The 14177-nt window shown below is 63.5% G+C and carries 11 protein-coding genes; all 11 read right to left on the bottom strand.

What is annotated here, in order from left to right:
• Positions 1–73: 73 nt before the first annotated feature.
• Positions 74–2929, bottom strand: coding sequence for a DUF1559 family PulG-like putative transporter (locus H0921_RS18165; RefSeq protein ID WP_194537539.1), 2856 nt, complete (start codon positions 2927–2929; stop codon positions 74–76).
• Between the two features lie 225 nt (positions 2930–3154).
• Positions 3155–3820, bottom strand: coding sequence for an SCO family protein (locus tag H0921_RS08050; RefSeq protein WP_194537538.1), 666 nt, complete (start codon positions 3818–3820; stop codon positions 3155–3157).
• A gap of 172 nt (positions 3821–3992) precedes the next feature.
• Positions 3993–4934: a heme o synthase gene (gene cyoE / locus H0921_RS08045; protein ID WP_194537537.1), complete on the bottom strand. Its 942-nt coding sequence runs from the start codon at positions 4932–4934 to the stop codon at positions 3993–3995.
• The gene (locus tag H0921_RS08040; protein WP_194537536.1) at positions 4931–6220 is read right to left on the bottom strand and encodes a COX15/CtaA family protein; all 1290 of its coding nucleotides are present in this window, start codon (positions 6218–6220) and stop codon (positions 4931–4933) included. The genes cyoE and H0921_RS08040 overlap by 4 nt, the downstream gene beginning before the upstream one ends.
• Complete coding sequence (locus H0921_RS08035) at positions 6217–7473, bottom strand: c-type cytochrome (RefSeq protein ID WP_194537535.1); 1257 nt, start codon at positions 7471–7473, stop codon at positions 6217–6219. The genes H0921_RS08040 and H0921_RS08035 overlap by 4 nt, the downstream gene beginning before the upstream one ends.
• Positions 7474–7678: 205 nt before the next feature.
• A complete protein-coding gene (locus H0921_RS08030; protein WP_194537534.1) occupies positions 7679–8014 on the bottom strand; it encodes a cytochrome C oxidase subunit IV family protein in 336 nt (111 codons plus the stop codon).
• Between the two features lie 66 nt (positions 8015–8080).
• On the bottom strand, positions 8081–8917 hold the full coding sequence (locus H0921_RS08025; protein ID WP_194537533.1) for a cytochrome c oxidase subunit 3: 837 nt from the start codon (positions 8915–8917) through the stop codon (positions 8081–8083).
• Positions 8918–9143: 226 nt separating this feature from the next.
• The gene (locus H0921_RS08020) at positions 9144–10907 is read right to left on the bottom strand and encodes a cytochrome c oxidase subunit I (RefSeq protein ID WP_194537532.1); all 1764 of its coding nucleotides are present in this window, start codon (positions 10905–10907) and stop codon (positions 9144–9146) included.
• A 327-nt stretch (positions 10908–11234) separates the two neighbouring features.
• Positions 11235–12329, bottom strand: a complete 1095-nt coding sequence (gene coxB / locus H0921_RS08015) for a cytochrome c oxidase subunit II (RefSeq protein WP_315851864.1) — start codon at positions 12327–12329, stop codon at positions 11235–11237.
• The gene (locus H0921_RS08010; protein ID WP_194537531.1) at positions 12326–13297 is read right to left on the bottom strand and encodes an SCO family protein; all 972 of its coding nucleotides are present in this window, start codon (positions 13295–13297) and stop codon (positions 12326–12328) included. The genes coxB and H0921_RS08010 overlap by 4 nt, the downstream gene beginning before the upstream one ends.
• A gap of 32 nt (positions 13298–13329) precedes the next feature.
• Positions 13330–14157, bottom strand: a complete 828-nt coding sequence (locus H0921_RS08005) for a hypothetical protein (protein ID WP_194537530.1) — start codon at positions 14155–14157, stop codon at positions 13330–13332.
• Between the last annotated feature and the right edge of the window lie 20 nt (positions 14158–14177).

Genomic DNA, 14177 nt, shown 5'->3' with positions numbered 1-14177 from the left:
TCACTCTTTCGTGACTACTTCTTACATGTCACTCTTTCGTGACTACTTCGGGAACTACTTCCCGGAGAGTGAGTCACTCGTTCTGAACCGCCCGCGGTGCAGGAGCCACGGGCAGGGCGGCGTCGGCTGGCGAAGCGTTGCGCGAAGGCGGTGGAGGCGAGGGTTGCTCCGCTTTGGGCTGTTCCGGTTTGGGCAAGGGGACGGTTTCGGCAGTTGAGCTGGAGGAACCCGCCGGTTGGGGGGTGGTGCTGACCGCCGCTTCCCGCGTGCGTTTGGGATAGATCAGCGGGGCATGGCGGTCGAGGTCGGGAAGGGGTTCGCCGCCGGCGCGGGTGGCCATCGCCAGGAGCACCTTCTTGTCGATGTCCGCCGGGATGAAGCGGATGTCGCCGTTAGCCATCAAGGCGAAGGTGCCCGGTTTGCCGTCGGGGGTTCCGAACGTGTGGCGGAAGCCGTCAAGGGGGTCGGTCTCATTCAGACCGCGCACGGTGGCTCCTCCTCCGGCAAGCCACGGCTGGGACAATCCCGGCGCCGTTTGCATCAGGTAGATTGTCTTATCCAGCCCGTCGGTGATCTCCTCGATGGTCGATCCCCAATCATAGCCAGTGATGCCGACCTTGCGGGCGAATTCGGGGTTTTTGGGATCGTAGCGTGCGGCATCGAGTCCGACTCCGGCGATGGCGACGAAATGCGTGGCTCCGACCAGGCGGCCGTCGGGCACCAGGGGCGAGCTAGCCCGCCATTCGCTGGTGGGATACCACGGGCAGAGGACCTGCGGCAGCCAGACCTCGGCGGCGCTGAGGTTCTTCTCATCATACCACGGCAGTTGGGGATCGATCTGGGAAGCGACCTCGTTGTGGCCGAGCAACGGCAGCAGTTCGTAGAAGAAGCTGACGCGGGAACGCGGCGGACGGGTCAGACCATAGCGGCTGGCCTCCGAACTCCGCGGCAGAACAGTTCCGGCAGGGAACGCCTTGCGCTGCGCCGCCAGCCGCTGGACCACCTCGCTCAGTCCTTGCATCGGGACTTCCGCGGCATAAACGGCCATCTTCCCCTTGGTGGCGTTGAGGGTGGCAAACAGCGGCGGTGCGATCAGTTGCCGGTAGATTTCGTCGCTCCAACGCAGGTCGAAGCTGAGGAGGATGTCCGCATCCGAGATGGACAGTTGCAAGAGGGACTCCGGCTTTTTGTCCCCTCCCGCAGCGGGAGGCTGGCCGGGTAGGCCAGGGTAGCCCGGCGGCAGGCCAGGGTAGCCCGGCGGCACTCCCGGTCCTTCACCCGGTGCGGCGCCATCTGGGGAACCGGTTCCTCCTGGCGGTATTCCCGGTGCCCCAACTCCCGGCGGTACTCCCGGCGGGCCGACTCCTGGCGGCACTCCTGGTGCGCCGACTCCCGGCGGAGCACCCGGCGGCGGAACAAGGCCATCCGGCGGCATGGGTAAACCACCGGGCGGGTTGGGGAACGGATAGTTTGGAGTGCCTCCCGGTCCGCTTCCCCCCATGGCGAGGTTGCGGAACTCGACCCGGCTCTCCAGAGTCTTGCTCAATAGCGGTGTGGCTAAAGCCAAGGCGGGAGCGTACACGTCCCGCAAGGTTTCCACCGCGGCGGCATCCGAACGGAACACGATCCGAACGGCTCCGGACAATTGCCGTGGCGAGAGGGTCGTAATCCGCACCCCTACGTACCGGGTTTTGTCCTGGAAGGGTTCGAGCAACACGTTCGCCGCCTGATAGGGGCCTTTCAGTTCCAGGGGGCTAAAGGCGGTACCGACAGTCTGTTCCGCGTAGAGCACCAAAGGCGGGGTAGCGTCCTCGGCTCCCAGGGCCTTGAGCAGTCGCTTCAACTGGGGGTCGATCGTTTGGTACATAGGATTTTCGGCCACTTCGCTGCGGAACTTCGGCAGGCCGCGGGGTGTCAACTCGCTCAAATAGCGGGCCAGCAGTTCGTGATCGCCGAGCAGAATGTGTTGGGTATCGTACAGGCATACTCCCCAGCGGCGGTTCGCTGGCAGATTGGCCAAGGGCGGCATCTTGTCGAAGAGCGGGCCGAACAGGGAGCGGAAGGAGAGCGTATTCGCCGACGCTAGCATGAAGGGATTGGACCGCACTGCGAAGAGTGGCCGGCCCTGGATCACCACCTGTTCCTCCAGGCCCTTGATGCCCTGGGCCAAGGTGGGGATTGCTTCTGGTTCCGCCAAGCGCAAGATGCCGAAGGGCAGCCGCTGAGCACCGACGTAGGCGTGGTAATAAGTGGCGACCCGCTCCGGCTCAAAACCGAAGGAATCTTGGAACAACCGGCTCGTGGAACGATCGAAGAGCGCACTGACCGGTGCCGTGGTGCGGAGCCGATCGAGAGCGAAGCGATAAACGGCTACGGTGTCATTCGGCAGCAGATTGGTCGCAGCCTGGTCATTCTTGTCGCTGGAAGGAGCGGTGGATTTGGGGCGGACCGGCTTGGTTGGGTCGTCCTTCTTCTGGTTCGGATCGCCATTATCGCTGGGAGTCGTGGAGTCACCCGGACCAGTGTTGCCGCCACCCGGTGGTGGGACCGGGGTGATTCCGGCATATCCGCTGCCACCTTTAGGCGTTCCGGAGGAATTCGAGCTGCCACCGCCGAAGAGGAGCACGCCGACGACCACCAGCACCAGCACTCCGCCGACTCCCGCGGCGATGGCGACCAGTTTCGTCTTGTTGCTCCCCGCGCTGGCAGCCTTCTTCTTGCCCTTGGATGCCCCCTCCTTGCCCCCTTTCTTCTCCTTGGATTTCGCCGGAGATTTTTCTTCACCCTCGGCGGAATCCCCCTCCGTGGGCGGCTCCGCCTTGAAGCGATACTTGCACTTGGGACATTCGACCTTGGCCCCGCTTTTCTGATTGGTGACTAGTACCAGGTTCTCGCAACTGGGGCAAGTGACCTTGAAACTGCCGGGCATAACGCCTCCCCGCGGGATGAAGCCCGCCACCCTGCTGTGGCTCCGATCGGCGCACCTGTGAGATCTGCGCACCTTAGAATTGTATCATAGCGGAATGACTCAACCCTGTGAAAGGGATTTTCCTGCCCCTACTTCCTCCGTTCGGTTCCCTCTAAGACTTCCCGCTGCTATCCTTCCCGCCATCCATCGCATCTTTCCTTCTCGCCCCTTGTGTGCCGGCCCAGATCAGGGGGCAGGAGCGGCAGCCAATTGGCGGACGCGGCGGAGGAAGCGGGCCAGATCGCTTTCAAAGCGTTCGGGGAATTGTTCGTGGGGTAAGCCGTCGCACCAGCCGCGGATGCGCCCTTGGGCATCGACCAGCACCAATTTGGACGAATGGATAAACTCCTCGCCCGGAGGCACGTTTGGCCCTTCATTGCGTCCCACGGCTTGTTTGAACTGTTCCCGAATGATGCGGTGGATGGTTTCTTCTTCACCGGTGAGGAAGAGCCAGCGCTGGGGGTCGGCCCCGCGGGCTTGGGCATATTCGTTGAGGGCGCGCAGGTCGTCCCGTTTCGGATCTACAGTGAAGGTGACGAAGCGGACGTTGGGCAGGTCCCGCAGTTCGTGTTGCAGCCGGGCGACAGTGGAAGCCACAGACGGGCAGGGACCAGTGCAACGGGTGAAGATGAACGAAGCAATCCAGACGTGACCGCGCAGGTCCTGATCGGTGACAGTGCGTCCGCTCCGTTCTGTGAGGGCGAAGGGTCCAACCGGCCATTGGGGGTCCGGCAGGTCCTCCGTCTCCGCCGGGGGATTGGTTCCACTCGGAAGGGGACGGCATCCTCCTAATCCCGCGAGGAGCAGCAGCAGGCTGGCCAGGATTAGGATCGGTACGCGGCCCCTTTGCACTCTCCCGCAGCGGTTCACAACTTGCCCCACAACGGGTAGGAGCACGGGAACCCTGACGCCAGCTCCAGCGGGAGATGTCCGCAAGGGGCAGGCTGAGGAGAGAGGGAGACAAGCGGAAGTGGTCGTTTTCGGCGAACGACTGGGCATCGGCGCATTTCCAGACATCGGGGGACTACCAACAGGCATCGAAGACGAGCAGGCCATAGACCAGGGGGACGTACAGGAGCGAGCCGCGGAGCAATTGGCGGGCGGTGGCGTCGTTGCGCTGGTGGGCGAAGCGGAGCGCGGGGTAGAGGAAGAGCAACCCCGCAGCAATCGCTCCCGCGCAGGCCAAGCGGCTGCCCAGGTACCAGGCGGTGCTCCCGCCGACGATTAGCAGCAGCAGGCAGCAGAGCAGGGAAACGGCGGCGGTTTTCTTCCCCTGGGCGTCGTCATTGGGCAGCATGCGGAAGCCGGCGGCGGCATATTCGCGTCGATAGCGCCAGGCGATGGCCATGAAGTGCGGAATCTGCCAGAGGAAGAGAATGGCGAAGAGGCCGGCAGCCGCGAGCAGTCCCTCCGCACCACGGCTCGCGCACCAGCCGATGACCGGCGGCAGGGCGCCCGGCACAGCTCCGACCGCGGTGTTCCAGACCGTCTTCCGCTTGAGCGGCGTGTAGACGAAGACATAGAGGGCGAAGGTGGCCGACGCGGCTGCCACAGCGGCGGGGGTAGTTGTGGACCAGAGCCAGGCCAGACCAATGCCCAGAAGAGCGGCCCCGTAAGCGGCGGCAAACTCTGGCGAAATCCGGCCTGCCGGCAGGGGGCGGTCCCGTGTGCGCGGCATGGAGCCGTCGTAGCGCCGTTCCCACAACTGGTTGAACACGCCGCCCGCTGCCGCCACCAATCCCGCGCCCATGAGCACGTGAACTAGTCCGGCCAGGCGCACCTCCGTCGCTCCCGCTCCGAGCACATATCCCGCTGCCACCGTGAACAAGGCCAAGAGCGTGATCCGTGGCTTGGTCAGTGCCAACAGGTCCGCCCAGCGGCGCACTCCGGCGACGCTCGCTCCCGCGCTGCCGCCCAGGCTCATCACCATCGCCTCAGCTTCGATGGCCCAACTGTGTTGTCTCATTCTTCTTCCCCTGCTGCCGGGACGGCCACGCTCAAAGACCGGCGCAACTCCGGCGATGGACGCGATGCTCCTTCTGGCGAGGAACGGGATTCCAGAGATTCCGGAGAAGCCATTCCTTCGGGGCTAACCCGCCGGGTTCCGATTCCCGCGGGGACGGTGGTCATACCCCGGACCCAGTGCAGGGCCAGGGCCAAACTCAAAACCCACAGCAGGCTGCCCACCAAAGCATGGCCGGTTCGCCAGGCAGCACTGGCCAGAGTGATGGGCGCCAATTCCGGCGGAACGCCCGCGCCATAACGCACCAGCCAGGCTTCCACACCCAGATACACCTGAACCGCCAGCACCAAACCCGCGCCGATCACCAGATACTTTACCCCGCTCCAGGCTTCCCGCACAGCCCGCAGCCGTGTCCCCAGCCAGACCCAGCCGCCCAGCACCGCAAACGCCGTGAGCACGTGCAGCCGCTGGGCCAGAGGGTTCACGTGATGCCGCAGCCATGCTCCCAGGGCGATCTGCACAAACACCAGCACGGCGAGCAGGACGGCGCTGCGGCGGAAAAAGGCCAGGCTCCCCGAAGGCAGGCGCTGCGCGGGGACAGCACCGGCCAGCAAAGCTACGCTCACAAGAAGACCCAGGACGCATTGGGCGAACACGCCGTGAATCGCCGCTAGGTTGGTCCCGGCCAGGGCATCCCAGAGCACACGGAAACCGCCGAGCAGTCCCTGGATCATCACGGCCATCAGTGCCAGGATTCCCAAGAGGCGCACGGCGGCACCCCTCGGACTGCGCCCCACGTCCCACAGACCCAAAGCAAGGCTCAGCAGTCCGGCGAACAATAACCCCACGGTGGCTGAGCGCGGCCACTGCACCGCTTCCGGAGTGACATGCCGTTGGGCCATTAAGGCGCCATGAAACTGCCCGTAGGCCGCCAGCAACAGCAGCAGGGCCGCCAATCCCACCCCACGCAGGAACCGCTGCGGCTGCGTCCACCACAGCCCCAAAGCTAAGACCGCTGTCAGCCCGCCGACTAGAAAGCCAGCGATCCGGTGGCTGTGCTCGATCAGATAACCCGGACTCGGTTCTTGCCAGTCGATCAGGAGCAGGTACCACGGCTCGGTGGGCCAGATGGGATCTGCCATGCCCGCCTGGAAGCTGGTCACGAGTTGCCCCAGGGCCAATAGGCAGCAGGTCGCCCCCACGGTCAGCCAGGCCCAGACGCGCAGGAGGCTAGGCAAGCTTGGGACGGAATCGCTGGGATCGCTTGGCGAGGATGCCAGGCGGTTCATGGCAGCTCTCCACTTTCTGGGTAGACGGCGGCGCGCACCGGGGGCGGCAGCTCCCGCGGGAATGGCAGCGACTGCACCAGGCGGACCAAATCCCACACCTGCCGCTCGCTGTATTCCGGGTGCGCCGGCATTCCCACGGCGGGGATGCCCCAACGGATGCGGGCGTACAAATCCTCGGCCTGTGGCTGGCTCTTGAGCGGGCGCTCCGTCAGGTTCGCCGGGCGTGCCGTGGTTCCCCAAACTTCATAACGCAACTGCGGGCGGCGGCCAAAGTTCCCGTGGCAGCTCTGGCAGGAGTTTTCACCTCCGGCGGTGAACAAGGCGAAGCCTCGTTGCACCGCCTCCTGATAGCGGGGGGAGCCGGGCGGGCCGTCGTCGGGAGGGGAAGGCACCGGGGGAGCTTCTTCGGCGGCTTGCCACTGCCGCAGCACCACTTCGGCCTGCTGGGCCAGCCACGGTCCGATCTCCGGTACGGAACCCTGACCCACGGCCACGAGCGCCTCGAACTCCACCTGCCCTCGGATCGCCAAGTAGGTGACGTAACTCGCCAGCAGGTCCCGGTCCGCCTCCGCCAGCAGGGCGAAGGAAGGCATGGCCGTCCCTTTGAGGCCTTCCCGCAGGGTGCGCAGCAGGTCTTGCCGCCGGGGTTTGCTGTTGCCGCTAGTTGTGAATTTGAACACCCCCTGCCGGAAGTCTCGCGGGTAGGGGATGACCCATTGCCCGGCAGGTCCCCGCCCGTCCCCCGTCAAGTTGTGGCATTGCAGGCAGCGATGGCGGCGATACAACTGCCCCCCCTGGCGCAGGCGCTCCTCGCTCAACCCCAGGCGCTCCAGCACTGCCGCCTGTTGGCTCACCAGATGAGGCCGGGAGGGTGTGCCGAACAACTCCCGCAAGCCTGCATCGATCGCCGCTCGCTGATCCGCCGGAATCTGAAGTGGAGACAGTACCTGGCCTCCCTTAGCCGCCAGAGCTGCCAGTTCCGCTTCCCACTGGCCTGGTTGGGTCGGCTGATCCGGTGCTTGAGACGGCAGGCGGAGCACCAAAGCATCCGTCCGCGAGGGGAAGGCATAGTCGGTTTCCTCCGAAGACGATTGGCAGCCGGAGAGCAGAATCACCAGCGCCAGTGCGAGGGGGGTCAGGCGGCCTGACCGACGAAACTGCCGCTGCCCAGCACCGGTATTTCGGCTACCGGGGCAAGCGGATACGCTCGTCGTCCCCCGCGCTTGCCCTGACCTGGCTGGCACCTCCATCATCGGCTTGACCCCGAAACCCTCGTTCCCCTTTCCCCCTACTTCAAGCGTTGGTTTGCTTTCGGGTGTTCGCTAGGCTCTCAGCTGCTCGCTCTTCCCGGCTGCGGGGAGAAACAACAACGGGCGCCCTTTCTCCGGTGCGCCCGCTGCCCCCGGCTTGATCCCAGCTCTGATAAACGTCCCGCACCACTTCTGCCGCCCGCTGCCGTCACCACCCCACATGCCGGGTGCGGGTCAGATAGTCTGCCAGAACCAGGACGAACAGGATGCCCATCCAGAAGAGCGAGGACAGCGCTGTCAGAATCACGACGCGGTCGCTCTGCCGCAGGTGCATGAAGTAATACGCCACCAGACCGGCTTGTATGCAGGCGATGATGAGCTGCACCGGCAGGGCATACTTTCCTAGTCCCAGACTGGAAAGCCCGATCGAAGCCAAGGCCATCAACACGATGACCAGCCACACGCCCAGCAGCAAGCTGGGGCTGTCGGTCTCCCGGTCGAATTCCAGCGCTCCTGGTTTGAGATGATGCGATTCGTGAGCCATAGTCCTGCGCCTCGCCTGTGGAGTTTGACCAGTTTTCCTTCGATGATCTTGGGGAACCCCTCCGTTTTAGTGGCCTGCCCATCCGGCTCCGGCCAGGTACAGCAGCGGCATGAGGAAGAGCCAGATGCCGTCCACCAGGTGCCAGTAGAGGCTGACGACTTCTACGGTGGAGTAGTTTTCGGGCGGGATGGCGCCGCGGGCGGCTTCGATGATCAGCCACACAATGCATCCCAGGCCGACCAGAATGTGGATGCCGTGGATGCCAGTCATGATGTAGTAAAAGCTCAGGAAGAGCTGGACCTTGCCCGGATCGATGTAGTCGGGGTCCTTGGTGCTCTTGCCGTAGTTGAGCAGAACCAGCTCGGCAGCCCAGTGCTGATGCTTGGGGTGGGCGCTCTGGGCATCCTGCTCGAAGTAAGCTTTGGCCTGTTCCTTGCTCAGCGGCGGTTGCAGCGGGCTGGTCGGAAAGACCGCCTCGAAGGCCGCATTGTATTCGCTGCGGAAGAGCGTGCCGGGGACGTAACGCTCCTCAAAGTCCGCGTTGTACTCGAACCCCTTCATCACCATGAAGGCCCCGCCCAAAAGCAGGGTCAGCACCAGATAGCGGATCAACCCCGCGCGGTCCCCCAGCTTCGCCGCCCGGATGCCGAAGGTGATGGTCATGCTGCTGGTGATCAAAAACAGCGTGTTGATCGTCGCAATCACCCGGTTGAGCTTGGAGCTGGCAAACTCGAACTCGGTGGGGTAGTAGAGCCGGTAGACCGTATAGGCTCCGAACAGGCCGCCGAAGAAGAGAATCTCCGTGGCCAAAAACATCCACATCCCCAGTCGTTCTGAGGCATGCTGCTGCTCGAGGTGATCGAAGTGGTGCTTGAGCACTGAGCTATGCGTGTGGGCCGACAACGTTGCTCTCCTTCTTGCTATCGGGGACAATTCGGGCTTGCTATCTCAGAAAACCGGGAGGTTGTTGTTCTCCGAAACCGGGTTCAGGTCATTATCCCAGAAACTCTGTTGTTCCAGAAACCCTAGGGACTGCCCGCCGACGCTATGTGTGGCTTTTTTCGGTCCGGCAGCAGCCCTGGGCTAGGGTCTGGGGTCATCCTCGGCCAGCAGCGGGGCTTTCGGAGGATCACCCGACCACTTCAGTTTCCTTGGGGGCTGGTCCCGCGGGGTAGGGGTGGCCGGCGTGGGAAGCCGGATCGATCGGTCCGCCTTCTCCCGGTCCTTCCGGCAAGGGCCGCCCCATTTGATCGACGCCAATTGCATATTCGTAAGGTCCGCAGACCACCACCGGGGTTTCCTCGAAGTTATGGATCGATGGCGGGCTGGGCGTCTGCCATTCCAAACCGGTCGCGCTCCAGGGATTGCTTCCCGCCTTGGGACCGTTGAAGAGCGACACAGTCAGGTAGATCGCGGGGAGCAAATAGCCCAGGCCAAGGATGGAGCTGCCCGCTGTGGACATCACGTTGAGAATATGCAGCTCCGCGGGATAGTTCGGATAGCGGCGCGGCATGCCGTGGTAGCCCATGACGAACTGCGGAATGAAGGTCAGGAAGAAGCCGACGATGATGATCATGGCGGCGACGCGGCTCCACCAGTCGGAATACATGCGCCCGAACATCTTCGGCCACCAGTAGTGCAGGGCAGCGAAGTACGCCATGACCATCCCTCCCACCATGACGAAGTGGAAGTGGGCCACCACGAAGTAGGTGTCGTGCAGGTGGATGTCCGTGCCCAAGGTGGCCAGGTACAGACCGGTCAGCCCGCCGATGGTGAACAGGAAGATGAACCCCAGCGAGAAGATCATCGGCGCCTGGAAGGTGATGGAGCCGCGGTAAAGCGTCGCCGTCCAGTTGAACACCTTGATGGCCGACGGCACCGCCACCAGCATGCTGAGGAAGCTGAAGAGCAGGGCCGCGTAGAAGCTGATCCCCGCCACGAACATGTGGTGCGCCCAGAGCAGGAAGCCGACCACCGCAATCCCCATGCTCGACCAGGCCACCGCTGCGTAACCGAAAATGTTTTTGCGGCTGAAGCAGGTGATCACCTCGCTGATAACTCCCATCCCTGGCAGGATCATGATGTACACCGCCGGATGCGAGTAGAACCAGAACAGGTGCTGGAACAGCAGCGGGTCGCCGCCGATGCTCGGATCGAAGATGCCGACGCCCCAAGCCCGCTCCACCATGATCAAGACCAGGGAGATCGCTACCACCGGCGTGGCCAAAAGTTGGATCAGACTGGTGGCATACAGCGCCCAAACGAACAGCGGCAGGCGGTTCCACGTCAGTCCGGGCGCTCGCATCTTGTGGATCGTCACCATGATGTTGAGGCCGGTCATGATCGAGCTGAAGCCGGAGATGAAGGCCCCCAGCACGCCGGGAATGACGCTAGCCTGACTGGCTCGCGTGCTGTACGGCGGATAGAGCGTCCAGCCTGTGTCGATGCCGCCAACCAGCACAGACCAGGCCGCACACGCCGCCCCGATCATGAACACGTACCAGCTCGCCAGGTTCAGCTTCGGGAAGGCCAGGTCCTTCGCCCCGATCATCATCGGGATGAAAAAGTTGCCGAACACCGCAGGAACGGCAGGGATCAGGAAGAAGAAAAGCATGAGCACCCCGTGCGCCGTGAACGCCCGGTTGTACACGTCCTCCGTGACAATGGCCCCATTGGGTGCCAACAGATTGAGCCGCACGACACCGGCGGCGATTCCCCCTCCCACGAAAAAGAGCGTGATCGAGATCAAGTACAGAATCCCGATCCGCTTGTGATCCGTGGTCAACAGCCACGACCAGATGCTGTAGTTGTGATTGAGATAATTCGGCTCCGCCGGAGGAGGTTCCGGAGGCGGAGTAGTGGTGGGAGTAGCCCAAACGGTGGTAGCGCTCATCGATCAGTCCCTCGCTATGCTATGCCGCTCCCGGTAAGGGGCGCGGTTCCCTTCGTTTCGCTATCGTTCCTCAATTTCGCAGTCGTTCCTGCGTCGTTCCCTCACGTATTCCCCATGTCAGCCGGACCGGACCGCATTTGTCGGACTGCCTGAACAAAGGTAGCAGCAACTCCAGCCTTCCTGTGTCGCGGTCCCCAGGCGTGTCCTCCGCGGCTCTCTCCGCTCCCGCTCCAGGATCAGGTAGCGGGGGGCTTGGGGTTGCTCCTCGTCTGTTCCCTGTCTTCCGGTGTTTCTGTCTCAATTCTTTTTTCCTGCCGTCCTCCCTTCTCACTTCTTTTCCTTAGTTGGGGAGATGGGTTCAGGCCGCTCGGTGGGAGCGCCCACGGGGACCGGGAAGTCTTCGGTGCGGTCCGGCGTGGTGCCGCGCTTGAGGCTGCGGATATATTGGACCAGGGCCGCCAGGTCCTCAGCCGTCACCTGCCCTTCGTAGGAGGGCATGATCGGTTCCCAGCCCTCGACGACTTTGGCCCGTGGCTTGAGGATCGACTCGATAATGTACTGTTCGTCGGCGATTTCCGTGCGGTTGCCTTTGAGGGGGACTTTGCTGCCGTAGAGTCCTTCCAGCACGGGGGCACGGGCGGTCGGCTTGGCCGTGTGACAAGTGCTGCACTGCAACTTCAGGAACAATTGCCGGCCTTGGGCGGCTAGAGAGCCGTCCACCGCATTCTCGCTCCCCTGGGGATTTTTCGCGCCCAGAAGGAAGTCTTCAAACTCCTCTTGCGTGACCACGGCTACTTTCCCCACCATCAGGGAGTGCCACGTGCCGCAGTACTGGTCGCAGTAGATGTGGAACTCTCCCAGTTTCGTCGGTTGGAACCAGGAGGTGGTGTAACGTCCAGGCAGAACGTCCATTTTGCTGCGGAAGGCCGGAATGCCGAAGTTGTGAATCACATCTTCCGAGGTCAGAGTGACCTTGATGGGGCGGTTGATGGGCACAACGAGCCGGCCGATGCTGGCACGTTCCGCTTCGGTCATGTTGGCCGGATTGCCGCCGATGATCACCCGCTGGCCCGTCGGATACTGGGCCTTCCACATCCACTGCTTGCCGATGACGAAAATCTCCAGGGCATCTTCCGGCGGATGGAAGGCGTAGTTATACACCGCTACTCCCCAGCCGTAAAAGGTGAAGAAGATGATGGTGGGGATGATGGTCCAGGCAATCTCCAGCCGATGCGAGCCGAGAATGCGAGGCGTGGTGCCGGGCGAGACGGAGCGCCGGTACTTAATGCAGCAGTACACGATGAAGGCGTAGACCAGAAGGCCAGCCGTGGCCGTGGTCAGGGTGATGTACCAGAAGAGGGCTTCAAAGCGGTCCGCCAGAACCGAGGCGCGCTCCGGAATGAAAGGCAGCAGGTAGCTCACGCGGAACCTCCTGACGGCTTGCCGTCACTGGAATCAGGCTGGGGGGATGCCCAGGGGGAGCCAACAGAGGGGCCGACAGCCGGTGGGTTGCGCACCGCGGCGAGGGTTGCAGCGGCCGGCGCCTGGCGACGCTCCCGCCACAGGGCTAGCCCCACCCCCACAATCAGCAGCCCCAGAGTCAGCAGTCCCCCGAATTGCACCACACGCAGCACGTTGAGCGAATATCCTTTGTTCAAGTGATCGAAGCGGTAGCAGAGCAGAATCAAGCGGTCCAGGACCGAACCGCCTTTGCCCTCGGCGGCTTCGATGATCGACAGCCGCAGCGTGGTCGTCGGCACTTTGCGCGTGCCATCCGGCAATTCGATCATGTCGCCCTGGACGGGAATTTCTCCGTCGTATTTGAAACCGTAAAAGTAGCGAGTGGTTAACCCCTGCGGGGACAGCAAGATGATGGCGCTGGGATGGTTGTATTCCTTGTAGGCTTTATCGAACTCGAAGCGGTAGCCGATGGCGTCCATGGTCTGGGCGATGGACTCTTGGCTGCCTGTGAGGAAGCGCCAGCCGCTTTCCGCGCCGGGCCGGCCGTATTCCTGGAGGGTGACCTCTTTTTTGGCGCGGGCCAGGTCGCCGTGCTCCCGGTGGTCGAAGCTCAGGCAGACGACGTGAAATTGCTGGCCCACCGAGAAGTTCTGGGGCATCTCGCGGAGCGTCTCCACCAGGCCGCGCAGAATGAGGTTGCAATTCATCGGGCAGCGGTAGTACATCGGCACCAGAATCGTCGGCTTGCCCGCCATGCACTCCCGGAGGGTGATCGGCTGATCCTGTTCATCTCGCAGGGGCAAATCGAGGGGCACCTGCACGCCGATGCGTTCATCGACTCCGGCTTCCACGCGCGGTTGGGCGCGGGCGATGGCAAAAAGGGCTGCCACCATGAGCACGATCAGTAAGCCGAAGAAACCGCGGAGCATGGAGTTCATCTCGTGGGGTGTCCGTGCTGGAGTCATTGGTTGGGCCGCGGCGCAGGGGCCTGCGGCAGGGTCGGCTCCGGCGAGCGGCTGGAACCCTGGGGCGTCTCACTGCCGGGGGAAGCCGCCTTCTTATCCGGTGCCTTGTCTTCCGGTGTCTTCTTGCCCGTGGACGTAACTGGGGGCGCACTGCCGGGCGGCTTTCCAGAGGGGGCCTGCGCTCCGGAGCGGCGACCTTCGGAGGCCGAGGTCTCCCCCGTTTGGCCCCGGCCGGCGTTAGCTGCGGTGGGCAGTTGCGTCGAACGCCACGGCGCCATCGCTTCCTTGCGCACCGGCAGAAGATTCCTCTCTAGAGAGAGACGCAGGGCCTGATCAATGGTTACACGCGCCACACTCTTGTTGGGGTCCAGCCAGCCGCTGCGGTAAAGGTCCGGCGTGGTGGTCGGCGAGGGACGCAAGTCTTCGGGGTGAATCTCCGGCGAATTGCCGACCGGGGCTTCGGGCCGGGTGATAGCTCGGGCATCGCCCGTGCGGATGCGCAGAGGCTCCAAGCGGGGTTGGTCCACCTCCCCGCCGCGGGTGATCCGGGCCAAGCGCTCCTCGAGCGGGGCCTTGTTCCGCTCGGCCGCCAGGGGATGAGTCTCCGGCTGCGCCGGCTGGGGCGCCAGGTAGTAAAACAGGATCGTCGTGGTCACGAACGCCAGCACGAAAAACAGCACCACCAGAAGCGGAACGCTCCAAACACTGACTGGATCGTACCCGTCCTCCTCGTGACCGCGGGCGATCACTTCGGGGGCAGGCTGCGCCAGGACTGGACCGCCATGCTCCTCGTGGCCCGAACGCTCTGACTCACGGCTCGTCATGATCTTCCCTTCTCCCACAG

Origin of the sequence: Thermogemmata fonticola (assembly GCF_013694095.1) — a bacterium.
GTDB classification, from domain to species: domain Bacteria; phylum Planctomycetota; class Planctomycetia; order Gemmatales; family Gemmataceae; genus Thermogemmata; species Thermogemmata fonticola.
The sequence above is the reverse complement of the archived record's forward strand: the minus strand, read 5'-3'. Positions and strand labels throughout refer to the sequence as shown.